The following is a 24,363-nucleotide window of genomic DNA, read 5'->3' on the forward strand; positions in this document are numbered from 1 at the left end:
ATTTGCAAATGCATTTGTGTTTCATTAAGCCTCGTTGTAGTTAGGCGATGAAAGAAAAGAATGATTTATGGAACACCAGTAGCTGCATCATTGCTGTATTGCTGGTTTTACCGATTTTAGCGATTTTTACGACTGCTGTTGGAGAAACTGATGAGCTATTTTCTCATCTTATGTCCACAGTAATGCCCACCTATACTTATAATACGGTGGTTTTAGTCATAGGAACCTTATTCCTGTCTTTGGCTTTTGGTATTCCGTCAGCTTGGATTATGGCAATGTGCCGTGTTCCAGGAGAACGCGTTTTACAGTGGGCGTTAGTGCTGCCATTAGCAATGCCAGGCTATATTGTCGGGTATATCTTTACCGATTGGTTCGACTTTGCTGGTCCGGTTCAAATTCTGCTACGAGATTTAACAGGCTGGGGGCCCGGAGAGTACTGGTTCCCAGACATTAGAACCTTGTTCGGAGCTATTATTGTTCTGTCACTTGTTCTCTACCCCTATGTTTATTTGCTATGCCGCGCGGCTTTTATGGAGCAAAACGTCTCCTTATTGCAATCCGCTCGGTTGTTAAAGTGTTCACCTTGGGAAAGCTTTCGTCGTATTTCCTTGCCGCTTGTTCGTCCATCAATGGCGGTCGGTCTATCACTGGTTGCAATGGAAACCATTGGTGACTTTGGTACCGTAAGTTACTTTGCAGTCAATACCTTAACGACTGCGGTTTACGATACTTGGTTAGGTTACTCAAGCTTAACGGCTGCTGCGAAAATATCGGCGATCATGCTGGTTATTGTGATCCTACTATTGAGTTCAGAGCGATACAGCCGTCGCAAACAGAAATTATTCCAGAATCAACTCAGTAGTCGTGAAGATTTTCGTTACGACCTTTCCGGTTGGAAGAAGTGGTTAGCATTGTTTTGGTGCTGGGGATTGGTGTGTGTCGCATTCTTGTTCCCTCTTGCCCAGTTAATGATTTATGCCTACAAATATTTTGCTCAAAGCTGGACCCCGGAATTTAGAGAGTATGCCATTAATAGCCTTTATGTTTCGGTAGTTGCTGCAATTATTGGTGTCGTTATTGCTTTGATTGTGAACTTCAATCAACGTGTTAGCCCAAGTAAGAAAAATCAGGCTTATATGCGTATCGCTTCTATGGGCTATGCCGTTCCAGGCACCGTGTTAGCCATTGGTGTGATGGTCCCAGTTTTGTTTATGGATCATTTAGTCAACGACATTGCAAAAGTGATGGAATGGACAGGACCAGGTTTGATCTTCTCTGGTTCTATGTTTGCACTTATCTTTGCCATGGTCGTGCGTTTTTCAGCGGTTGCAATTGGCAGCATTGAAAGTAGCTTGAGTAAAGTTTCTCCTTCATTGGATATGGCATCTAAAACAATGGGCTGCAATACCAACCAGATGTTACGTCGTGTTCATTTACCTTTGATTAAACGCGGCGCGTTGATCGCAGGTTTACTGGTGTTTATCGAATCAATGAAAGAGCTAAATGCGGCATTGCTGTTACGTCCTTTCAACTTCGAAACATTGGCGACCTATGTTTATAACTATGCCTCAGATGAGCACCTAGAGTTGGCGGCGATGCCTGCTGTATTATTGGTGTTAGTGGGCTTAATTCCTCTGATTATCGTAAACCGTTCCTTGGAGCAGAAACACTAATGAGTTGTGCATTATCAATTAAAGATCTGACTTGTAAGTACGAGTCCCAAACTATTTTGGAATCTCTTTCTTTAGAAGTTGAGCATGGTGAAATTGTTTGTCTGCTTGGTGCCAGTGGTTGTGGTAAGACTACGCTGCTGAAAGCGATTGCCGGCTTGCTTCCATTGAGTAGTGGCGTCATGAGCTTGAACTGTCAAACCATCGACGATGGAGACAACTGGTTACCACCTGAGCAGAGAAACATCGGAATGATCTTTCAAGATTACGCCCTGTTTCCGCACTTGACGGTAAACCAGAATATCTGCTTTGGCCTCAAAGGTCTTTCTGAACAGCAAAAGAAAGAGAAAGTTCAAGAGATGTTGGAGCTAGTTCACTTAGATGAATTCGGTGACCGATACCCACATCAACTTTCTGGTGGTCAACAGCAGCGCGTAGCGATTGCTCGTTCTTTAGCGTACAAGCCGGACTTATTGTTATTGGATGAACCCTTCTCAAATATTGATACTCAAGTTCGCCATGAGTTGATCTCTCAGATTCGTAAAATATTTAAAAAGCAGGGTGTTACTGCTATTTTTGTAACGCACAGCCGTGAAGAAGCATTCGCTTTTTCAGATAAAATGGCGGTAATGAACCATGGTGTGATTGAGCAATATGGTTCTGCATCTGAGTTGTACTTCCACCCATCGAGTAAGTTTGTTGCTGATTTCTTAGGTGGTGGTAGCTACTTGAATGCAAAGCGTATTTCAGATAATGAATTTGAAACGAGCTTGGGTCTGATAGAAGCGAAAGCACAAACTCAGATCGAAGTGGGAGCGGAATGTGCGTTGTTACTAAGACCACAGCATATAGTGGCGAGTCATGATGTCGACAGTAACCTGTCAGTGTTGGAACAACAATTTATGGGCGACCACTGTCGCTATGTGATTGAAGCTAACGGTCAGAAACTGTTAGCAACGTCTTCTGAGGCTCTAGGTGTTGGTATGCCAGTCACCGTCAAAGTAGATACCAAAGGTGTGTTGGCGTTTTAATGATACGCAGTAAGTATCGTTCTGCCGAAAAGTAAAATGCATTCGTAAAAAAGCCCAGCACTTTGATACAGAGTACTGGGCAAGAGTTCTTCACCTATAGGCTTTAACAAGGCAGTGGTTTGTTAAGTCCCATTCAAAACTGCTGCACTCTATAAGTCTATAGAGAGAGGAAGTCTTTCACTTTTTGAAGAACACGTTCTGCAGTGTCTTTATCTTCCATTTCTGCGAAGATTCGCAGTAACGGCTCTGTTCCGGAGAAGCGAGCGATCACCCAGCCACCATTCTTGAAGTACACTTTAGCGCCATCTTCATAGCTAACTTTTTCAATGTCGTATTCAAATTCAGGCAGTTGTTTCTCTACGCAAATCTTGGTGTAGAGGGCTTCTTTCTCTGAAGGCTTAAACTGGCAATCTCCTTCTGCCGTATAGGCATAGCCATACTTAGAGTAGATTTCATCAAGTAACTCAGATAGTTTTTTGCCTGTTACACTGATCATCTCAACCAGTAAGCTTGAAGCAAATACGCCATCCTTACCTTTGATGTGACCTCGAATGGTTAAACCGCCCGAGCTTTCACCACCAATCAGTGAATCATCCGCTTCCATTTGAGAGCTGATATGCTTAAAGCCTACAGGAACCTCAAAGCTCTTCTCACCATGATCTGCCGCTACTCTGTCGAGTAGATGCGTGGTGGCGATATTACGAACGACAGAGCCCTTCCAGCCTTTGTATTCCAGTAAGTAGTAGTAAAGTAGGAGTAGCACTTCGTTAGGGTGAATGAAGTGACCTTTCTCATCAATGATGCCTAAACGGTCGGCATCGCCATCAGTACCAATACCAATGTCATATCCTTCTGCTGCCACCAAGTGCTTCAAGCGATAGAGCGTAGCGGCATTCGGAGAAGGCATTAGGCCACCGAAATCTGGGTTCTTACCATCGTTGATTACATCGACATCACAGCGACCGTTGATCAGTACTGTTTGCAGAGCATTTTTTGCAACACCAAACATTGGATCAATCAGTACGCGCAGGTTGGCTTTCTTTATCGAGTCGATATCAATGAAGTTGATGATTGAATCAACAAAGTCGTTCATCGGGTTGATGACCTCGATTTCTTTGTCGTTTAACGCTTGTTCGAAATCGACTCGTATAACATCTTCGTTGGTCAGTGTTGCGATTTGCTGTTCGATCTTCTCTGTGATGATCTCGTCAGCATCGCGTCCACCTTCAATGAACACCTTTATGCCGTTATAGTCCGCTGGGTTGTGAGAAGCGGTAATACAAGCAGAGTAAATACATCCCATCTCTTTTGCTTGGAACATCACGATAGGTGTTGGAACGAACTTATCAATGAAGCTTACTTTGATGTTGTTCGCCGCGAGTACTTCTGCAAACCAGCATGCCGCTTTATCTGAAAGGAAGCGACGGTCATAGCCGATAACGAAGCCATTCTTGGCTGCATCTTCATTATTGATGATGTTAGCGAGCGCTTGCGCTACAAGGCGAACATTGTCTCTGGTGAACTCTTCACCAATGAAAGCGCGCCAGCCACCTGTACCAAATTTAATCATTAGAAAATCCTTTTAGTCTCATTGCCTCAAGTCGATAAAGACTTGAGGCAAGAGCTGTTCGTTAAATTAAGTGACTAGCCTAGAACAACGACAACGTCGTTCACGCTGCCTTTTGCTTGTACTGGGATTGCACCTTCAACTGCCTTACCGTTGATAGTGATAGAGGTAACCCCTTTGCTTACTGCATTTGGGTTTTGCACTGTGATGTTGTAAGTCGCGCCACGCCATTGACGAGTAACCTCGAATTCCGGCCAATCAGTCGGGATACAAGGATCGACTGTTAATCCTTCAAAGCCTGTGCGAACACCAAGAATAAAGTTGGTTACCGCGAAGTAAGCCCAACCAGAGGTACCCGTTAACCAAGGGTGGTTTGCACGACCATGGTCTTGATGATCTTTACCCATGATGAACTGCACGTACGAGTATGGTTCTGCATAACGCGTTTCAATCATGTCGTTTTGGTTGTACGGGTTCAGTGCGTCGTAGAATTTCATCGCACGGTCACCACGACCTAGCTTCGCTTCTGCTACCCAAGCCCATGGGTTCGGGTGAGAGAAGATTGCGCCATTCTCTTTAACGCCTTGGTAAACGCGAGTCACAAAGCCGATATCGTCATTTGGTGTAGCAAATGATGGAGAGTTTAGGTGTAAGCCGTATTCAGAGAATAAGTTCTCATCAACTGCGTCCATCGCTTTCTCGCCACGCTCTTGAGATACCGCACCAGATAGAACCGCTAGCGTGTTTGACTCAAGGTGTACACGACCTTCAGCTTGTTGAGCGGTACCGATCTTATCGCCATTTTTAGTCAGACCACGGATGTACCAACCACCCTCGTCATCCCATAGGTGTGTTTCACACGCTTCACGTACGTTCGCGGCCATTTCTGTGTATTTAGTAACGTCAGCATCGTTATTACGGAACTTAGCCAGGTCTAGGAATTCTTGTAGAGCCCAGAAGTGCAGGAATGAAACCATTGAAGATTCACCGCCACCAAGGTTCAAACAGTCATTCCAGTCTGCACGAAGGCCCTTACAGATACCTGTTTGCCCCACGTATTCTGCAGAAAAGTTCAGTGCCGCTTTCATGTGTTCGTAAACGGTCGCTTCGCCACCGTCTGCGTATGGAATTACTTCATCAAAGAAGTCATGTTCACCTGTTTCCATTACATATTTGATGATGGTTGGAACGATCCATAAGTGATCATCAGAACAGGTGTCTTCAATGCCGTGGATCTTATCGTCGTCTGAAGGCGTTGGAACAACCGTTGGCGATTTTGAAGGTTCAACGTCAGCTTTCTCTGGATCGAACCAATCAGGATCGAACAAGTGTAGACCGTAGCCCGCTTTCACTTGGCCACGAAGCAGATCGATAATACGTTTCTTGGTCATTTGTGGGTTGGCATGAGGTACTGAGATCGCGTCTTGCGCAGTATCACGGTAGCCAAGGCCAGTACGGCCACCGACTTCAATGAATGAAGCAAAGCGAGACCAAACCACACAGGTTTCCGCTTGATATAGCGTCCACGTGTTGATCATTGTGTCTAAGCCTTCGTTTGGCGACTTAACTTGGAATTTGTTGCAACGCTCGTCCCAGTGATCTTTGATACCTTGGAAAGCGGCATCGACGTTTGCTGTATCTTGGTATTTCTCACGTAGGCGTTCACCGTTGCCTTTACCGATACCGAGTACATAAGCAAAGCGAACTTCTTCACCCGGTTGAATCGTAAATTGCTTGTGCAGAGAACCACAGTGGTTGTAACAGGTTTGAGCGCTGTTAGAACACTTACCGTTTTCAACCGCAATTGGATTTGCTTCATCACGGTACATGCCTAGGAAGTTGTCACGTTGGCCATCGTAGCTGTCTGGTGAGAAAGTTGAAGCTAGGTAGTAGAAGCCTTCAAAGTCGTTAGTGTTGTAGTACAGGTCGTACTCCAGAACACCTTCTTGGTAAGACGTGCCTGCAGAGTACAGAGACATCTGATGGTTCTGGTTATCCGATTGGATGTGGCTGAAAGAGAACTCAACAAATGAGAAAGTGCTGATGGTTCTTGGCTTGTCAGTGTTGTTCTTCAGCACGACGTCCCAAACTTCTGCATCTTCACCCTTAGGAACGAATAACGTTTTAGTTGCGGTAATACCGCTGTATTCACACTTGAACTTAGAGTATGACAGGCCATGGCGTACTTCGTAGTTCGCTTCATCTAGGCTCTTTGCCACAGGCTGCCAAGAGATAGACCAGTAATCGCCCGTCTCATCATCACGCAGGTAAACATAGTGTCCTGGACGGTCGAAGGTGCCGTTTGGACGGAATTTAGTAACACGGTTGTATTCCGGAGAATTGTAGAACGAGTAACCGCCCGCATTGTGCGAAATTACGGTACAAAACTTTTCAGTACCTAGGTAATTGGTCCAAGGTGCTGGTACATCAGGGCGAGTGATGACGTATTCGCGATTGTCGTTATCGAAATAGCCGTATTTCATTGTCATTTCCTTTTTAACAAACTGCATCTATGCAGCTAATTTTTAAATAGTGATGCTGAGTCGAATCTGACTGAGCACCTTAATCAGGGGAAGCAAGTACTCGACTTGAGTGTGCTTTGGTTTCGTTTTATTGAGCTTTCCAAGGGTTGCGATAATCAACATTGAGTCTGTCGAGTAATGGCAGGTGGCCCTTTAGGCGAGATAGGTAATCTAGCCAGTTTCGGTTGTTTTTATGTGTCCAACATCCTTCAGCTAAAGCGCTAATTCTTGGAAATACCATGTAATCCATGCGCTTTTGATTGGTAACGATCTCACACCATAGAGCACACTGAATTCCGCGGATCCGCTTACGAATTGGATCGGTGTCAGATATCTCAGCGAGGGCTTCGTAGGTATAAGCTTGTTCTAAGGGGATAACGGCAGCCCAATCTACGCCCGGTTCTTCCGGTGCATAATCTTGGGTCATGTCGAGATAGGTAAACTGTGCTGGTTGCAGCACCACATCAAAGCCTTGGCGAGCACAATTGATAGCGGCTTCTTCACTGAGCCATGAATAGATGATGGTCTCTTTGCTCACCTTGTCGCCGTGCTGTGCTTCTTCCCAGCCCACCATGCGCTTACCAAGTTGTTTGAGTTTGTTCTCGGCATAGCGGAATAGGTGGCCTTGTAGGTCTTTGCTGTCTTGATACTGGTGCTCTTTCATCAGTGCTTGAGCGGCAGGGCTGTTGGTCCACACGCCCGGTGGTACTTCATCTGCGCCCATGTGAATCAATTCGCTAGGGAAAAGTTCTGCGACTTCTTCAATCACAGCATCTAGGAACTGATAAGTACCTGGCAAGCCTGGATTTAGTACATTGTCGTTGTAGTGCTGAATACTCTTGTATTGAGTAGTGTCGGCTTGCTCTACCAGCATGTCAGGCAGCGACTTTATTGCGGCGCGACAGTGTCCTGGGATATCGATCTCTGGGATCACCGTGATGCTGCGTTGCTCTGCGTATTCAATGACTTCACGAATCTGTTGCTGCGTGTAGAAGCCGCCATAGTTATCCGCAAGGTGGGTGTATTGCGGTTCTAATGCATGATCAGGACCGCGCCAAGCGCCGATTTCAGTCAGCTGAGGCAGGCTCTTAATCTCAATTCTCCAACCTTCATCGTCAGTTAGGTGCCAATGAAATACGTTGAACTTGTAGTGCGCCAGTTGATTGATTAAACGCTTCACTTGCTCTACTGAGTGGAAGTGACGCGCGCAATCCAACATCATGCCTCGGTACTTAAAGCGAGGGTGATCGGCGATTTTGCAGCATGGAATAGAAAAATTTTCGGCATCCAGTTGTTGAATCAATTGAATCAGACTTGCCACGGCGTGTGTAAACCCAGACTGGCTACCTGATTCAACAATTATTTGTTGTTCAGTAATGCGGAGTTTGTATTCTGCTTCGTCTAATGTTGGATTGCTGCGAAATAGAATGTCGCCGCTTTCGTCTTTTGAAAGTTCAGTTGAAAGGTCATTCGAAATCGACAGTTCAAAGGTAGAAAGTAACTCTTGCTGCAACCAAGAGACGGCTTTATCTGCAAGGTGAGATTGAACCTCAATCTTGCATTCACAGCTTAGCGCGAAACTACCTTGCTTGAGTTCGATCTGATTTGGTTGAGGAATCAATGCTATCTCAGAAGCGTTAACTTCAGGTATTTGATTGCGTTCACGGTATGGCGAAGCCAGTACTATGGGTGATATCGCGACAGGCAGTACCGATGTTTCTCCATCATGATGTGACTGGATAAAGGCATCGTTAAGGCCATCAGAATAGAAGCGGAATGGGGCGCTTTGAATACTGAATTCAAGGTAGTAATGGTTGTTGGCCTTTAATACTGAAGAACTTGGTTTGAACGAGCAAAAGCTGCCAACTTGAGTCAGCTCTCCTTGCGATAAACTCTCTGGAAGGATGAAACGATCAAATGCAAAGTGCAGAGACCAATCTTTTACGTCGAGGTCACTTAAGTTATGTACCGTAAGGCCAAATCGGCAGTTATTTTTTTGTTCAGAAAGAACAGCTAAGTCGATGCGATAATTCATATAACTTCCCTGCTAAGCCTGTTGATACAAGTTGTGTTGTGACTTGCCGGCAAACATCAATGCGCCTTCGATAGCGTCAAATTGAGGTTTAACGATCCATTGTTGTACTGGTGGTGATAGCCAGTTGAGAATACGCTCAGCGATACTTCCCATTAAGCACACCTTGTCAGCGCCTTTTCGATGCAGCGCTAATACAAACATTTCGATATCGGCTGCAGTCTGCTTAAGCATCTCTATAGCCAGTTCATCGCCTTCATTTGCCAGTTGAAAAATGACGGGTGAGAATTGACCGTAATCCTTTGGAATCGCGCCTTTTGACCATGCCACGATCGCATCAACATCATTATTGAAATGATTCATAACATGTTGAGTCAGTGGGGTTTTGTTACGAATGCCATCTTCAGCGAGTAGAACTTGCTGAATTAAACGAAGGCCCATCACTGCGCCGCCGCCTTGGTCAGAAATTGGAAATTCACGACCACCAACCACGTGTTGTTCGCCGTTGTTTAGGTAGATACCACATGAACCTGTACCACCAATCATGATCGCGCCGTCTTGGCCATTATGTGCACCAATACATGCACCATAGGCGTCTGTATTGAGTGTCATACTTGCGAAAGGGTGTGCTTGTGCCATGAAGTCGAGCCATGCTGACTTCTGTTCAGCACCAGCTAGCGCCAAACCAACATGCATATTAGAAAAATCGTTAGAGTTGAGTTGCCCTTGTTGTGCGGCTTTAGTAATCGCATCAACAATTGAACTCATTGCAACATCGACACCCAAAAGGATGTTGGCACTGCCACTTTTCGCTTCACCAATGAGTTTGCCTTGGTCATCACGAATGCGAGCACGGCAAGATGTACCGCCACCATCAATACCTACGTAGTAAAGCGTCATGATTATTGCTCCTTACTTTGTGCTAGGAAGTTGAATTGCGCAGCCGTTGCTAGCAAATACCACGCTCCATGAGGGATCCATTGTTCACCCCAGCGCCAGTTTTGAAGCATGTCGTCTTTCTGTGCTGGTGGGTTGAATGCGATGTCTTGTTCGTCTTCGAACCCTGCCGTAATGCCATTGCAGATCCCGCCCTTGGCATTGAAAAAACCAAGCTGTGGTAGGTAGTCTGGGTTGTTATGACCGTGGCCATCAAGCATGCACATGTGGTAAGGATTCAATCCTAAAATCCAATCAAGGCTGTTTTGTGAAAGTTGGATTAAGCGCTTTTGAAGATCGGCATTTTGAATGTGTGGTTGAACTAAGTACGCCATGGTCGCAATTGAGCCAAGACGCGCGTTTTCGCCTTGCCACCAGTAGCCAGTTTCGTTTTGTTGAGCGACGAAGAAGGCATCACGTTTATCACCATCGACAGATTTTACGTATTGTCTTGGGTAGCCAAATGGGTTGATGACTTTGTCGGTAAGGTTGATTTCGAACTGACAAGCTTGCTCAACAACCACACGTGCTTGTTCTTTCAACTCAGTGTCATTTTCATTATCGATGTACTCGCACAGAGCAATTACAGGAAGGCCAGCTTCAGCTGCATGGAAATAGGGGCGAGAGCCATCAGCATTAGCTGACCAAAAGTGCTCAACTGAATCATCAGATTGCTGACGTGCGATCAAGCGACTAGCCCAAGTTCTTGCTTCTAATAGGTATTGCTCGTCCTCTGTTACTCGGTACAGTTCATTGGCAGCGAGTAGGGCACAATATTCATCGATGATGTTTTCTTCGCCATCGTTTAGGTACTGCAGGTTATGTTCTTTTAGGTGCCAATAACCGCTAACGGCAGTTTCAAGATAAGTTTGGCTCGAGTAACTGCCAGAGGTTTCAAGTTCAGATGCAGCAGCTAATGCGGCGATAGCAACACCTGCACCTTGTCGGTAGCCCGCTTGCAAGTCCGTTGATTTGTTACCTTCTTGAGTGGCGTATGCGCAGATGTCACGTTGATTGATGTCTTTACTCCACTTGTCGAATACCGTCATGTAAAAGTATCCGTCAGCGTCTTGCATACGCACTAAGAAATCGGCACCGAATAGGGCTTCTTCCACTAAACGAGTCATAGAGAATTTAGGAAAGTCTGAGTTATTGCTAGTCAAGCGCACGCTTTTTAGCATGTTCCAAACGACCATTGGAATTTGTTGTGGGTTAAGGTAGTTACCATAAGATAGGTGGCTAAAATACTTACTTACATCACCTGATGCGTCATACCATCCACCGTGGACATCGACGTATCTGTCAGTGCCCATAATTTGTGCTTGTCGATCTTTTTTGTCGAAACTACCGCCACAGCGTTGTGACTTAAAGTAATGAAGCACATCAGAAAATGTGTGGTTCATTAATAGGTTGCTACCAATCTCAAATACTTCAGAGCGCAGATTGTCAAAGCGTAGGTAGTAGCGACCAGATCCAGTGACTGAACTGAAATCGATAGTGAAGAATTGCCCTTGATGCCAATTTGCTACGCGGCCTTGTTTAACCACATCAAAACTTCCGACAGTGATATGGTTGTCGGCACACACCAAAAGTGCAGTCGTACTTGATAAGCGAGCTTTCTTCGTTTGCAGAATAGCTTGCTTTTGAGCCGTGGATTCGTAGCCAATATGGTTGGTCAATAACAGCATCAATATTCTCCGACAGTCCTAGTTTCTATTGGCTAGGTACTTGAATGTTTTGGATATAAAATGTTTTGGATATAAATAGTTAGGGCCCGCAGACCCTAACTTGGTTTTATTGCTTAGCTTTCGTGTAGGTAACAACGCACAAAGTGGTTATCAGCTAACTGCGTAACCCCTGGTAACTGCTCTTTACACTTGTCCATTGCATGAGTGCAACGGCCTGCAAATGGGCAACCTGCAGAGACTGGTGTCCAAAGAGGGATCTCACCTTTGTTGCCTGCGAGTTGTTCGTGGATCGATTTTTTAGGATCTGGAACCGCAGAAACAAGCAGTTGGGTGTAAGGATGCTGAGGGTTAGCAATCACATCATCGGTATCGCCCCATTCCACCATGTGTCCTACGTACATCACTGAAAGATCTTCAGCAATGTAACGAGCGGTTGCGATATCGTGGGTGATGTAAAGTAGAGACATTTGTTTCTCAAACTTCATTTCTTCCATCAGGTTCAAAACACCAGCACGAATCGATACATCAAGCATCGATGTTGGTTCATCGGCTAATACAACTTCTGCACCAACTGCAATGTTACGGGCTAGGTTGACACGTTGACGCTGACCACCAGAGAGTTGATGAGGGTACTTTTCTGCCGTTGCTTGTGGTGGCACTAAGCCAACTTGCTCTAGAAGATCGTACACACGTTCCTGTAACTCTTTCTTGTTGCCCGGAGATACTTTTTTGTGGATCAACAATGGTCGAGCTATGTGGTGAAAGATGTTATGTGTTGGGTTCAGGGAACCAAACGGGTCTTGCCATACCATCTGCACGCCTTCACGGTAGTGCATAAGATCTTTTCTGCTTGAGATCTCTTGGATATCACGACCTTTGTATTCGATCGTACCGCCCGAAGGCGCGTACATTTTTGCGATCATTTTTGCTGTTGTTGATTTGCCTGAACCAGACTCACCAACCACAGCTAGGCCGCGACTTTTATACATCTTGAATGATACGTCGTTAATCGCACGCATCATTGGGGTTTGAATTGTGGTACTGCTTATTGGGAAGTCTTTTACGACATTCTTGCCTTCTACCAATAATTGACCGAAATCTTTGCTCATAATTGTCTCCAGAATCCTTATTCGCTTTGCTTGCATTTCGGCGGTCGAGCCGCCTTATTCGTTATTCACGCTGAATCAGCGTGCAAGCTATAGCTTCCTTTGTACTATTGGGTCACCGTACAGGTGGCAGTTAGACAAATGTCCCGGGTCGATAGAACGCAGCTTGGTTGGCACCTTGGTACACGTTTCATGTACACGATCACAACGAGCTTGGAAACGACACCCTTCAGGGATCTCCAACAGGTTCAGAGGGTTACCCGGAATGCCTGCTAGTTTTGTCTTTGGCCCTGTTAGTGGAGGGAAAGAACTTCCCAGCCCTTTGGTATAAGGGTGGTAAGGGTTTTCTAGAATATCTTGAGCATTAGCAACCTCGATGAGCTCACCTGAGTACATGATGCCGATACGGTCAGAGAACTCGACCATCAATGACAAGTCATGGGTGATGAACAGAATCGAGAAGCCAAACTCTTCTTTTAGTGCATAGATCTTTTGTAGGATTTCGCGTTGAACAACCACATCAAGTGCGGTCGTTGGCTCATCCATAATGATCAGCTTTGGATTCAATGCTAAAGCGATAGCAATAACCAAGCGCTGACGCATGCCGCCAGAGAATTGGTGAGGGTAGTCACTCAATCGGCTCGGGTGAATATCTACGATTTCAAGTAGACCTTCAGCGCGTTGCTTAGCTTGCTCACGAGTCATGTTGGTGTGACGCATAATTACGTCACAGAACTGCTCTTCCATTGGTAATACGGGATTGAGTGCGTTCATCGCACTCTGGAATACCATCGACATCTCGCTCCAACGGAACGCTTGCATACGGTCATCACTGTATTCAAGGATGTTCTCTCCATTGAAGATAACCTCACCACCACTGATGTAAGCGGGCGGCTTATGCAGACGCATAAGAGAGAAAGCAACAGTTGATTTACCACAGCCAGATTCACCAGCTAGGCCGAATACTTCACCTGGAGCAATGTCGAAACTTACGTTGTTACACGCACGTACATCGCCAGACTCTGTGATGTAATCCACGCATAAATTGCGGATAGAAATTAGTGGTTCAGACATGATTATTTATCTCCGCTCCAAAGTGCATTTTGTGGTGGTAGTTCAGGTTCACGTTCTTCTTTGTCTTGTGCTGCTAATTTCTTCCAACGCTTCATGCCTTTGTGAGAACGCAGTTGCGGGTTGGCAATTTCATCGACAGCGAAGTTAAGTAGAGCAAGACCAGTTACAAGTAGTGTCAATGCGATACAAGGAGCCAACAGTTCCCACCAAGCGCCAATCAGCATTGATGAAGAGGTTTGAACGTTGTAAAGCATGATGCCCCAGCTGATTGTGTTCGGGTCACCAAGACCTAGGAACGAAATCGTTGCTTCCATCATGATTGCGTACATCACCGAACCGATGAAGCTCGCGCCAACGATAGAGATAAGGTTTGGAAGAATCTCTACGAAGATAATACGGAATGAAGATTCACCCAGAACTTCAGCGGCTTTTACAAACTCTTTTTCACGCAGTGCTAAGGTCTGGGAACGAACAACACGCGCGCCCCAAGCCCAGGACATAAAGCCGATAACCAAGGTTATGGTGAGTGGCCCTGCCTCACCGATAAAGGCTGCAACTACGAACAGTAATGGGTATTGAGGAATAACCAGCATGATGTTCATTGCGGCTGTCAGAACATCATCGACACGGCCGCCAAAGTAGCCTGCGGAAACACCGATAACCGTTGCTAGTAAACATACGGTAAGACCCGCACCAAAACCTACAGCAAGAGATACGCGTGCGCCGTATACCACTTGTGACCAAACGTCACGACCCATACGAGTTGTTCCCAGTACGTGGTCTGCCTTCTTAGACATTATCAACGTACGACGATCGTCTGCTAGGTTTTGAGCAACCCAGCCATCAGGGTTAGTTTGTGCAGACTTAACCACGAAGCCAGGGTATTCGTGTGGATTACCTGTACGTTTGTCTGGCACATGTTTTGTGATCAATGGAGCCGCAATCGCACCAAGAATAAAAATACTTAGGATGATGACGCCTGTTAAGGCCATCGGGTTACGCCAAATGAGTTTTAGAATATCTTTCATGATTATTTACCACCCTTACGAAGACGAGGGTCAAGAACAACGTAAAGCATGTCTGCAACTAGGTTAAAGAACAGCATGAATAGCGTCATGATAAGCAGTTGGCCTTGCAGTACTTGGTAATCACGAGCGTTAATTGCGTTGAAAAGTACGCTGCCAAGACCTGGGTAGTTAAAGATGATTTCGATAATTAACTGACCACCGATTGCCATACCTAACGACATAGAAAGTGCTGTCACACTTGGTAGCATCGCGTTACGAGCTGCGTAATTGAATACCACTCGGTTTTCGCTCAGGCCTTTGCCTTTCGCCATGGTGATGTAATCTTCAGCTAGCAGGTTGATCATGTTGTTACGCATGTTTACTAGGAAGCCACCAATTTGAACAATAGATGCACATAGCAAAGGTAAGAAGGCGTGGTAAGCGACATCTTTAATGAATGCCCAGCTTGTCCAATCTGGAATCGTACCTGCGGTATAGGCGTAACCTGTTGGGAACCATTTCAAGCCGATTGCGAAGGTAAACAGCGCAATCATGGCAATAACAACCTGAGGAACGGCTTGTAAAATCAGCATCCCTGGAGTCACAAATGCATCGTATTTGCTGCCACGTTTCCACGCTGCAAAAATACCTAGGATTGAACCAATAGAGAAAGAAAGAATAACGGCGGTGCCTGCTAAGAATAGCGACCAACCAAATGCTCCACCCAACAGAGTATTTACAGAAAGTGGGTAGAATTGAATTGATGTACCAAGCTCCCAGCTTAGAATGTTCTTCATGTATGCGCCGTATTGAACCAGTAAGCCCCCATCAACGAAGCCTAATAGTTCTTTCATTGCAGCAATACGCTCAGGAGTAACTTGTACAGAAGCGTTCGCAAACATCATGGTAACTGGGTCACCAGGCATTGCTCTTGGAATAATAAAGTTTAACGTCGCTGCAACTAATAGCGCGACAAAATAAAATGACAAACGTCTTAAAAAATAACCCATAACTCACACCTTACTCACCCAGATTGTTTCCCTGTTTCTGGATTCAGGTCGCTCCTAGCGAAATTTGGAACGAAAAATCCCCTGACGACTAGCGCCATACTTTCAATTGATAGTGTGGGGATTTTTATAAGCGGCGTAAGAAGTTACGCCGCAAAGATTGAACGATTACTTATTTAACTGGTTTTAGGTCCAGTACATGAAGTAGACGCTCTGGAATACCAGCCCAAATGTTTGGACGGCCTTTTGGATTTTCTTCGTTCCACCAACCAGTGAATCGAGTTGTGTTGTATTGGTACATGTAAGCACCAGACATCACAGGAATTGTCACTTGGTCTGCAGCGATAATTTGCTGGATACCATGTGCAATATCTAGCTGTTCGTTCTTGTCAGCTGTTTTGTAGAAGCTGTTTAGAAGACCATCTAGCTTGTCATTTTTGTAGAAGTGCATAGCGAAACGAGGCATACCATCACCAGATTGTAGTGATGAGTTGTAAGCACTGTTCCAGTACGTGTATGGATCCGCACCGTGGAAGTAGTTTGTGTATGCTACGTCGTATGTACCTTCAAGCATTGCTTGGTTGTAAACAGAGAAGTCAGGTGTACGAGCTTTCGCTTTAATACCGATTTCGTTTAGTTGCTCTACCGCAAGTTGAACTGTGTTGTTGAAGTCAGTCCAGCCGTTTGGCGATTGAATCATTAGTTCGAAAGATTTGCCTGATGGAGTGTCAACAAAACCATCTTTGTTTACATCTTTGAAGCCTGCGTCAGCAAGAAGCTTCTTCGCGCCTTCAGCGTTGTAAGTGTTGAAGCCTTTGTATTTGTCGTGAGTTTTTTCATCAGACCAAGCTTCAAACGCGTAGCCAAGACCCGATGCGAAATCGTTCACAGTACCGCCACCGTAGAATGCGATGTCGATGATAGTTTGGCGGTCAAGAGCCATAGAGAAAGCACGACGGAATTCAACGTTGCTCAATGCTTCATGCTTCGCAGCATCAGGGTGTTTGAAGTTAACGATGAATGCTTGTGTACCTGCTGGCGGGTACCAGTAGTGGTGTTTAGGGCTTGCTGCAGCGTATGTACGATCGATATCTGGAACGAAAGAAGACGTCCAGTCCATTTCACTGTTTACAACTTTACCTAAGAACTGGTCGTTGTTCGCAATTTGTGGAACACGTAGACAGTCAACATCTAGGTTGTCTGCATCCCAGTAGTTCGGGTTTGCACACTGGATGTACAGTTGCGCTGTAAACGTATCGATTTCTGTAAATGGACCAGAACCTACCGGGTTCTCATTGGTAAACGTTGATGGATCTTTGACGTCTTTCCAGATGTGCTTAGGTACTACAGGTACTTTAGCAATCTCGTAAGGTACGTTTGAGTTTGCTTCTGTTAGTGTGAACTTAACTTGGTTGTCGTTCAGTTTTTCTACAGAAGTTACCCAAGAGTTGATACCAGATTGGTCAAGCTCTGGCTTCTCTTTTACAAGGTTGAAAGAAAAAACAACATCATCAGCAGAGAAAGTTTCTCCATCAGACCATTTAACACCCTTACGAATGTCGAAAACAACGCTCATCAGATCATCTGACATTTTGAAGTTTTCAGCTAGACGGAACACCGGAGTGTTACCGTGCATTTCGTTAAATACTACTAAAGGCTCGTACATGAAGTCAGTTGTAGTATGTAGGTTAGTAGCACCAAGGTACGGGTTAAAGTTACGTACGAATGTAGTGTACTCTTTCGGGTGAACGGTCAGTTCGCTGCGCTCTGCAGCTGTTGCTACTGATGCAAAACCTGTTGTAGCAGTTGCAATAATTGCTGTTGCTATTGCTGTTTTTTTTATATTGGCAAGCATAGCTGTTCCTTACTATTTGCTTTCATTTCACTAATGGATTGAATGTTATCTGTCGCTAATTAGTTAGTAGATACACACTCTAGTTAAAGGCCTACCTCTTCTTCGTTGCTCCAGATTCATCTTTGATTCTGAGAAGTGGTAAGAGTGGCCTGTAGGCCTTTGGCAGGAGTAAGAAAACACCTTATCGATGAATTAATCAAACTCGTTTCCCGTCAAAAACGTTAAAAACACACAGCACCACGTCATTAACGTCAAAATAGCTTGCTTTGGTGGTTTTTTGTGCGCAATTGTTAAGGTGATGTGACTCGCATTTGGTTTTGTGGTGGTAGCTTTTTGTAAGTGGTCACTAACCTTTTCGGCTTTTAATTATCGATGCTTATCTTGCTGTGGTGTAATTGTAGATCTCGGTCACTTACCTATTTTACGTTAAATTTTTCTAGAAAATTAAATCTGCCGTTCTGTTGTGACTCGCTTCTCAAACTGCAACAAAGAGCCGGAGGAATGTGAAATTCAGCCAAGAATAAGGCTCAAAATAGTAACTGAACTGGTGATTGTTTAAGATTGAGCAACGTGTCATTTTGCTTGTTTAATGCCGTAAAAGAAGTGTGTTTGAATCGACGTCATTGTCCTTTGGTCGCGTATGATATTCACAAAAAAGCCCACGCTAGGTGGGCTTCATTATTTACAATAGCTTGAGCTTACTTCAGAGCTAACTGGTCAGTAGTTTTTGTAGCTTATCCCTTAGTGTCTCAATATGAGTTCTTTCAGGTGTCTGTTCTTTACAGTGCTCAAGTATAAACTCGATAGAGCTCAGTACCGTTCGCCAGCGAGGCGTTTTCGGTAGAGTTTCTACACGTAGATATTTGTCTAGCGTTCTAGTTTGCAGGGTACTGCGGTCTAGGTAGACGCGCCACAAGCCACTCTTCTCTGCGAAGGCAAACTTGGTTTCCCCTGTAACAGACTCCCAGTAGATGATGGCATTAGTCATGACATCGACCAGCACTTCACGCATCAGCTCTTGTTTGTTTTTACCTTCACCGGTTGCTTTATCTGCAAGGCGAGTAAATTCACCGCCAAGTTCTTTCAGTTGTTGAAGTTTATCTTTGTCACCCTCAAAGGCGTAGCTTGAAAGTGCCTCAACCGCCGTTTCAAGGTTATTGACTCGGTTTGAGTTAACCCCACCACCAACATTAAAGATATACATGGTGTCGAGCCCTGAGCCTTCAGGTAGCTTAAGGATATCACTTGGTATGCGCTGACGAGTGTCGTCTATATAGATATCAATATCACCACAGTAGTGAGCTTGTTCCACCTTAAGGTATTTAGGCGCAATGATCTCATCGGCCATAGAGCGTTTAAGCTGCTCTTGCCCACGCCTAAATAGTTTTGCTGCAGCTTCGTTGGCAAATCGAATTCGTTGGTCATCACGAATACAGATGATGGCCTCAGGGGCTGATTCTAGCTGCTCTAGCAAGCGCCCTTGAGTTTCTAGCAGGTTCGCTTCAACCATGGCTCTGTGTTTAAGCTCCAGTTGCAATTGATCATTCTCAAGACGCCTTTGCTCAGCTTTACTTGCTGATAAGTGAGCCGTAATTCGCGCCGCCAGCTCTTGTTTGTTGAACGGTTTAGACAAGTAATCGTTGGCACCAGCTTCAAAGCCACGAACACGGTCTTCTGCTTGATTAAGAGCTGTGAGCATGATGATTGGCAACTGTGCATGATCGTATTGCTTACGCAGAGCTTCACACACCTGATAGCCACTCATACCTGGCATCATAATATCGAGCAGAAGTAACTCTGGCTTCTCTTTCTCAATCAGTTCAATGGTTTCTGGGCCGTCACATGCGGTGCGCACTCGATAACCTTCCAATTTCAAGAAACTGTCTAGCACGCGTAAATTTACTGGTTCATCGTCGGCGATAACCAGTAACGGACCGTCTGGATCTTCACTGATAACACTATTTTCTTGTTGGCTGTTATCAATTAAATCTGGCGCTTGGAAGTGCGAATAGCTTCCTGAATCACTGTAGTTATCCAATTCTTCTTGGGTGGCTAAAGGCAGGGTAAAGCTGAACGTCGTGCCAAGCATTGGTTGGCTACTTACGTACAGTGAACCGCCCATCAGTTCAATCAGTTGACGACTTATCGACAACCCAAGCCCTGCACCTTGGCGATAGTTACTTGAGTCTTGTCCTGCTTGAATCAGTGGTTCAAAGATGTGTTCTAAGTATTCAGCAGGTATACCTTGGCCTGTATCAACAACTTGTACACGAATGTTGTCGTCGATAACGCTTGCTGAGATAACAATTTTACCTTCTGATGTGTACTTGATGGCATTGCCCACCAAGTTATACATCACTTGTTCTAATCGTTGAGGATCGGACGAAACCAACCCTAAGTCACTGGGTACTTGGTTAATAATTCGGATTGGCTTATTGCCCAACAGATGATGAGACAATTCTAGTACCAAGCTGGTAGCAGCAGATAAATCAACAGCAGATTTATTTATGTCTAAACTGCCGTAGCGCATTTTGTGGTAATCAAGTAGATCATCGACCAGTGTTGCCAATCTCTGGCCACTATTGATGATGATATCCAACTGGTACTTCTGGTTGGCAGGAATAGGACCGTTTGCGCCAGAGATTAGCGCTTCAGCGATACCTACCATGCCATGTAATGGCGTTCTCAATTCGTGTGATGTTGTTGCTAAGAATTCATCTTTAAGTTTGTTGGCCAGTTGCAACTCTTCATTTTGTTTTTGAATGGTCTTAAGGTTGTCCTCAAGCTCATCATTTTGGCTCTTAATGAGCAGCATCTTTTCACGAATCGAACGTTGCATTCTTTCGAAGCTTACCGCGAGGCGGCCTATCTCATCTTTTCGTTCAGTATTAATCATGGTTTCATCAAGGTCACCCGCAGAGACTTTCTCTGCTGCCCATGTGAGCTTGAGTAACGGTGATGTGATGAAGTTAGACAGATAATGAGATGCGACAAATACAAGAATAATCGCCGTCAACATCACGATCACAAAGATCTTTTCTAACTGATGAATACGGGCAAACGCTTCTTTCTCTGGAAGCTCGACGACGAGTGCCCAAGTCGCATATTTGAGCTCAATTGGAGTATATGCAGCGATGATCGCTTGATCCTGAGCGTTGTCGAAGGTGCCAACGGCCGTTTCTCCTGCCAGAGCTTTATCAACAACATCTAAACTCAGATTAATCGACTCTTGTGAATGGGCAAGGCTACGTGGTAGATGATCATCGCCGACAAGCAAGGTTTGAATATTCGAACTCTTGTTGAGATCGGCAATAAGCTTAGTAATACCATTGATGGGCAGTCTAAACATGGCGTAACTGTGTAGGTAGCCCTGTTGAACGATAGGGGCGCCTAACCATGCGGTCTGTTTACCATTTTCGTCTTTAAAGTCAGAAACGATAACCGGTGTGTAGTCTTCGTTGGATTTGCGTTTGTCTTTTACGTCCTTTTCCAGGCGTTGAAAGGTTTTGCCGAGGTTTGCATCTTTGTACTTACCAGTCAGCAAGTTGGTGCCGTAGTCATCGCGCTTAAAAACTGAATAAGCGATGTTACCGTTAATGTCGACCAATAAAATGTCGTCAAAATCTGAACGCTTAAGCAGCTCTAAATAAGAGTTGTGGTAGCGCTTGTGAAGTAGACGATAGCGCTCGCTGCCAATAAAGCTGCTGGATTCAGGAAGAATCGATGTTTTGATTTGATCGCCCGATCCTTGAATGTAGCGCTGCTGCGCATTAGCGCGTGCTTCGTCAATGTCTAACCCTAGGCGCTGGAATGCATTGATCAAACCATAGAATCGTCCGCCACTGGCATTGGCAAGCTCTGAGCGAACAAAACCCATCACTTGGGATTCTTGAGCTTGTAGGTAATCGACAATTTGCTGCTGTTTAGTATCACGGACGGAAACAAGGTGCGAAGTACTTTGTTCCTGAAGATCCTGACTGTGCGATTGGAGGAAAAATATCGCGATAAGTGTTACTGGGGTAATACTAAGGACAAGAAATGCCAGCATTAGGGTATTTTGAAGGCGCTTAAACTTCTGCTTACGATAGAATCTAAACATAAATTGGGTACTACTTTCCTTTGATGTACTGCTTGAAAGGGATGAAAACAAGTACAGAGAATAGAATTAACGGGTTCCAATTTAACGAAATTAACGAGTTTTTTTACTTTGACAAGTAAGTGGTATTTAAAGCGTGTGCAAAAGCTCATTTTTATGGGCTTTTGATAGAAATATGAACAGACAGCGCAGATATTGACCCTGCGCTGTGTTAGATAGGCTATTTGCTTGCGTGATAGATCGCGAATTTGGTGGTCTTATTTAGAGTCGCGCATTTTCCAAAAGCTTGCTCAATAATTGGAATGTATTTTAAAAAACTGTTCGCAACAATAATCATCTCACCAGAACGCTTCATGTGGTTAGGAGCCTGAGCAAGTAAGGTTTCAGTCGCACTGTAGCTTGTATCCAAACCAGAATGGAATGGTGGGTTACTGATGATGAATTGGTAATCTTTTGATGTGTCAGAGTAGACATCTGAGGCGAAGACATTACCTGTTAAACCATTCGCTTCTAGCGTTGCTTGGCTAGACGCCACGGCAAATGCACTGATGTCGCACATTTCCAGTTCGATATCAGGGTGACGAGATGCCATTACCGCGCCCAATACGCCTGCACCACAACCGAAATCCAGTACTTTACCTTTCAGTTTTGGCAGGGTATCAAGTAATAGTTGGCTACCAACATCAAATTGACCATGACTGAAGACGCCTGGAAGACTTTTCACGGTTAGTGATTGTTCACCAATGTTAACCGTGTAGGTTTTAAACCACTCTTGCAGGTTGAAGGCTGGTGGTTGCTCGAAGCATTGACCCCAGTAGAAAGAACAACGACGCGCTGAGTCGTATTTCACGACTTTGCCGTAAGGAGCGAACATTTTCTCGATACTTTTAACACCTGAACGATTTTCGCCAACTACGACAATCTCGGTATCTTTACCTAGCTTGGCAAATAACATCGCCAGCAGAAATTCCGCTTCCGCTTTGGCCTTTGGCCAGTACAGCATCACTAAATCGGCTTTGGTCTCTTCGGTAAACTCCGCACCATAAAAACGTTGGATGGTGTTGTAGCCTTCTAATTGACGGTAGTAGCTGTAATTAGAAGTAAACACGGTGACTGATTCACAATGTTTCGCTAATTCAACAGGGAATAAGTCTTCAGCCTCACCGGCAACTAAAACATGTTTGCCTTCAAAGTAGGCAAGTTGGCGCTCAGCAATTTGGCTTGGGGCAATATAAGCTGACATAGGACACTCTATTGAATCGTTAGCAAAAAATGAGGGCGGATTTTCGCATAATCCGCCCAAAGCTTGAAGTGTTTAATACGGGTTCGGCAACCAAGTTGCTGAACAGTTGATCAACTCTTGTCTTGCTGGTTTAAAAAGTCTTTAAACTCTTCATCGTAAATATTGAAAAGAACGATAGTAATAGCAAAGATCAGTGGGCCGTAGATAAGACCAATTAGGCCAAAAAGTTGAATACCACCCAACAGTGAGAAGAAGATCATTAGGGTATTCATGCCTGCACTGCCTTGCATCAACAGTGGTCGCAACAGGTTGTCAATTGAGCCAACAATCGCGACACAGTAAACCGTTAGGAAAATTGCCCACGTGGTATCGCCGGTTAGGAATAAGTAGGTTGCGGCTGGGATCCAGATTAGAGCAGTACCGACCACTGGGATGAAAGAGGCAAAGCCCATCATAGTGCCCCAGAACAACCCAGGGAAACCAGCAATCCACATACCTAAACCACCCGCAAAACCTTGCGCTATTGCGGTTAAGAATGAGCCCATAACGGCAGACTTAGAAACTTGCTCAATCTCAGTGAGGAGCTTGTCTTCTTGGCTACGAGATAGCGGAAGAATATGACGAACCACACTGATGATTTTGTCGTGATCTCTTAATAAAAAGAACAGAACAAACAGCATCAAGAAGAAATCCATTAAGAAGTTGGTCGCATCACCAAGGATTTTCGCACTGATACCAACCAGTTTAGAACCAAAACTTGTCGCGAATTCTCCGACTTTCTGTGCGATGGCTTGGGGCTCAATGTTGTCGAAAGGCAGGTAGTTATTCACAAACGACAGCGCTTTGACCACAAGTGGGTGTGCAAACAGAGTCTGAATACCGCCGTGGGTCACCCATTGGTAGGTGTTCTGAGAGAACAGAGAGCCTTGCTGAACAATTGCTGCGAATACTGCCAATAAAGGGATAACAATAATGAAAGTCAGAATCACACAAGATAGCAGAGAGACGATGTTTTCTTTATTCGGGAGCTTTTTTTCAAGCCACTCATGGATCGGGAACATCAATAGTGAAATGATAAAGGCCATCACGATTGAGTTGACGTACGGCTCTATAAGCAAGTAACAAGCATAAGCCGCCGCAAGTAGGGCAATGATGATCACCCAGTGGCTGGTATTGATTTTGAGTTTTTCTGACACGTTAATGGTCTCTATATTTGCGTTCTGAGTTTATAATGGCTGCAAAACAGAGAGTTAGCAATGAGGAGTTTTGATAATGGGATGCTGTAATAAAGATAAGAAATGCCAAGACGAAGAACAGCAAATAAAAAAAGAGATCCCTTGGTTCAGAATGTTCCTAGGTACGCTGATGTTGTTGGTTTTTCTTTTCTGGGAACGTTAGACGTTTTTCGTTAGGTTTTCGAATAAATTGACGGGTAATTAAGCGGAGATATCCGCGGTTGATTACTTGAACGTACTAGGGCGTGTTGACCTTTCGTGGTTAAATTTTGTTCGAGATAAAAGCGTTTTAAT

General features: G+C 44.8%; 15 protein-coding genes. 2 read left to right on the forward strand and 13 right to left on the reverse strand.

The annotated features are described in order from the left end of the window. The first annotated feature begins 47 nt into the window (after positions 1-47). Together AB6D80_RS05725 and AB6D80_RS05730 are read left to right on the forward strand one after the other, a co-directional pair. Positions 48-1,673: an ABC transporter permease gene (locus AB6D80_RS05725; protein ID WP_372187951.1), complete on the forward strand. Its 1,626-nt coding sequence runs from the start codon at positions 48-50 to the stop codon at positions 1,671-1,673. After that, positions 1,673-2,701, forward strand: a complete 1,029-nt coding sequence (locus AB6D80_RS05730) for an ABC transporter ATP-binding protein (protein ID WP_009847571.1) — start codon at positions 1,673-1,675, stop codon at positions 2,699-2,701. The genes AB6D80_RS05725 and AB6D80_RS05730 overlap by 1 nt, the downstream gene beginning before the upstream one ends. A 157-nt stretch (positions 2,702-2,858) precedes the next feature. On the opposite strand, the gene AB6D80_RS05735 is transcribed toward AB6D80_RS05730, so the two are convergent. From AB6D80_RS05735 to AB6D80_RS05795, 13 genes are all read right to left on the reverse strand, one after another. After that, positions 2,859-4,271 (reverse strand): phosphoglucomutase/phosphomannomutase family protein, encoded by a 1,413-nt coding sequence (locus tag AB6D80_RS05735; RefSeq protein WP_372187953.1) that lies wholly within the window; start codon positions 4,269-4,271, stop codon positions 2,859-2,861. Between the two features lie 74 nt (positions 4,272-4,345). Continuing rightward, positions 4,346-6,751 (reverse strand): GH36-type glycosyl hydrolase domain-containing protein, encoded by a 2,406-nt coding sequence (locus AB6D80_RS05740; RefSeq protein ID WP_372187955.1) that lies wholly within the window; start codon positions 6,749-6,751, stop codon positions 4,346-4,348. Positions 6,752-6,878: 127 nt separating this feature from the next. Continuing rightward, positions 6,879-8,825, reverse strand: coding sequence for a beta-N-acetylhexosaminidase (locus AB6D80_RS05745; protein ID WP_371707422.1), 1,947 nt, complete (start codon positions 8,823-8,825; stop codon positions 6,879-6,881). 12 nt (positions 8,826-8,837) lie between these two features. Then, positions 8,838-9,722 (reverse strand): N-acetylglucosamine kinase, encoded by an 885-nt coding sequence (locus tag AB6D80_RS05750; RefSeq protein WP_017103857.1) that lies wholly within the window; start codon positions 9,720-9,722, stop codon positions 8,838-8,840. A gap of 2 nt (positions 9,723-9,724) precedes the next feature. Beyond that, complete coding sequence (locus AB6D80_RS05755) at positions 9,725-11,446, reverse strand: glycoside hydrolase family 9 protein (RefSeq protein ID WP_372187956.1); 1,722 nt, start codon at positions 11,444-11,446, stop codon at positions 9,725-9,727. Between the two features lie 113 nt (positions 11,447-11,559). After that, positions 11,560-12,555, reverse strand: a complete 996-nt coding sequence (locus AB6D80_RS05760; RefSeq protein ID WP_009847565.1) for an ABC transporter ATP-binding protein — start codon at positions 12,553-12,555, stop codon at positions 11,560-11,562. An 87-nt stretch (positions 12,556-12,642) separates the two neighbouring features. After that, positions 12,643-13,626 (reverse strand): ABC transporter ATP-binding protein, encoded by a 984-nt coding sequence (locus AB6D80_RS05765; RefSeq protein ID WP_009847564.1) that lies wholly within the window; start codon positions 13,624-13,626, stop codon positions 12,643-12,645. Between the two features lie 2 nt (positions 13,627-13,628). Further along, a complete protein-coding gene (locus AB6D80_RS05770) occupies positions 13,629-14,654 on the reverse strand; it encodes an ABC transporter permease (RefSeq protein ID WP_009847563.1) in 1,026 nt (341 codons plus the stop codon). A gap of 2 nt (positions 14,655-14,656) precedes the next feature. Then, a complete protein-coding gene (locus AB6D80_RS05775; protein WP_009847562.1) occupies positions 14,657-15,643 on the reverse strand; it encodes an ABC transporter permease in 987 nt (328 codons plus the stop codon). Between the two features lie 169 nt (positions 15,644-15,812). Next, positions 15,813-17,495, reverse strand: a complete 1,683-nt coding sequence (locus AB6D80_RS05780) for an ABC transporter substrate-binding protein (protein WP_009847561.1) — start codon at positions 17,493-17,495, stop codon at positions 15,813-15,815. A gap of 709 nt (positions 17,496-18,204) precedes the next feature. Beyond that, complete coding sequence (locus AB6D80_RS05785) at positions 18,205-21,594, reverse strand: response regulator (RefSeq protein WP_009847560.1); 3,390 nt, start codon at positions 21,592-21,594, stop codon at positions 18,205-18,207. Between the two features lie 217 nt (positions 21,595-21,811). Beyond that, positions 21,812-22,834, reverse strand: a complete 1,023-nt coding sequence (gene rsmC, locus AB6D80_RS05790; RefSeq protein WP_012604714.1) for a 16S rRNA (guanine(1207)-N(2))-methyltransferase RsmC — start codon at positions 22,832-22,834, stop codon at positions 21,812-21,814. 110 nt (positions 22,835-22,944) lie between these two features. Beyond that, a complete protein-coding gene (locus AB6D80_RS05795; RefSeq protein ID WP_004734536.1) occupies positions 22,945-24,030 on the reverse strand; it encodes an AI-2E family transporter in 1,086 nt (361 codons plus the stop codon). Positions 24,031-24,363 lie beyond the last annotated feature (333 nt).

Source organism: Vibrio sp. 10N.247.310.17 (genome assembly GCF_041466605.1).
GTDB lineage: Bacteria > Pseudomonadota > Gammaproteobacteria > Enterobacterales > Vibrionaceae > Vibrio > Vibrio tasmaniensis_A.

What these genes read in the sequence shown, in the direction of transcription:
- AB6D80_RS05725 (WP_372187951.1), top strand. Translation starts at nt 48, where the DNA reads ATGAAAGAAAAGAATGATTTATGGAACACCAGTAGCTGCATCATTGCT.
- AB6D80_RS05730 (WP_009847571.1), top strand. Translation starts at nt 1,673, where the DNA reads ATGAGTTGTGCATTATCAATTAAAGATCTGACTTGTAAGTACGAGTCC.
- AB6D80_RS05735 (WP_372187953.1), bottom strand. Translation starts at nt 4,271, where the DNA reads ATGATTAAATTTGGTACAGGTGGCTGGCGCGCTTTCATTGGTGAAGAG.
- AB6D80_RS05740 (WP_372187955.1), bottom strand. Translation starts at nt 6,751, where the DNA reads ATGAAATACGGCTATTTCGATAACGACAATCGCGAATACGTCATCACT.
- AB6D80_RS05745 (WP_371707422.1), bottom strand. Translation starts at nt 8,825, where the DNA reads ATGAATTATCGCATCGACTTAGCTGTTCTTTCTGAACAAAAAAATAAC.
- AB6D80_RS05750 (WP_017103857.1), bottom strand. Translation starts at nt 9,722, where the DNA reads ATGACGCTTTACTACGTAGGTATTGATGGTGGCGGTACATCTTGCCGT.
- AB6D80_RS05755 (WP_372187956.1), bottom strand. Translation starts at nt 11,446, where the DNA reads ATGCTGTTATTGACCAACCATATTGGCTACGAATCCACGGCTCAAAAG.
- AB6D80_RS05760 (WP_009847565.1), bottom strand. Translation starts at nt 12,555, where the DNA reads ATGAGCAAAGATTTCGGTCAATTATTGGTAGAAGGCAAGAATGTCGTA.
- AB6D80_RS05765 (WP_009847564.1), bottom strand. Translation starts at nt 13,626, where the DNA reads ATGTCTGAACCACTAATTTCTATCCGCAATTTATGCGTGGATTACATC.
- AB6D80_RS05770 (WP_009847563.1), bottom strand. Translation starts at nt 14,654, where the DNA reads ATGAAAGATATTCTAAAACTCATTTGGCGTAACCCGATGGCCTTAACA.
- AB6D80_RS05775 (WP_009847562.1), bottom strand. Translation starts at nt 15,643, where the DNA reads ATGGGTTATTTTTTAAGACGTTTGTCATTTTATTTTGTCGCGCTATTA.
- AB6D80_RS05780 (WP_009847561.1), bottom strand. Translation starts at nt 17,495, where the DNA reads ATGCTTGCCAATATAAAAAAAACAGCAATAGCAACAGCAATTATTGCA.
- AB6D80_RS05785 (WP_009847560.1), bottom strand. Translation starts at nt 21,594, where the DNA reads ATGTTTAGATTCTATCGTAAGCAGAAGTTTAAGCGCCTTCAAAATACC.
- rsmC (WP_012604714.1), bottom strand. Translation starts at nt 22,834, where the DNA reads ATGTCAGCTTATATTGCCCCAAGCCAAATTGCTGAGCGCCAACTTGCC.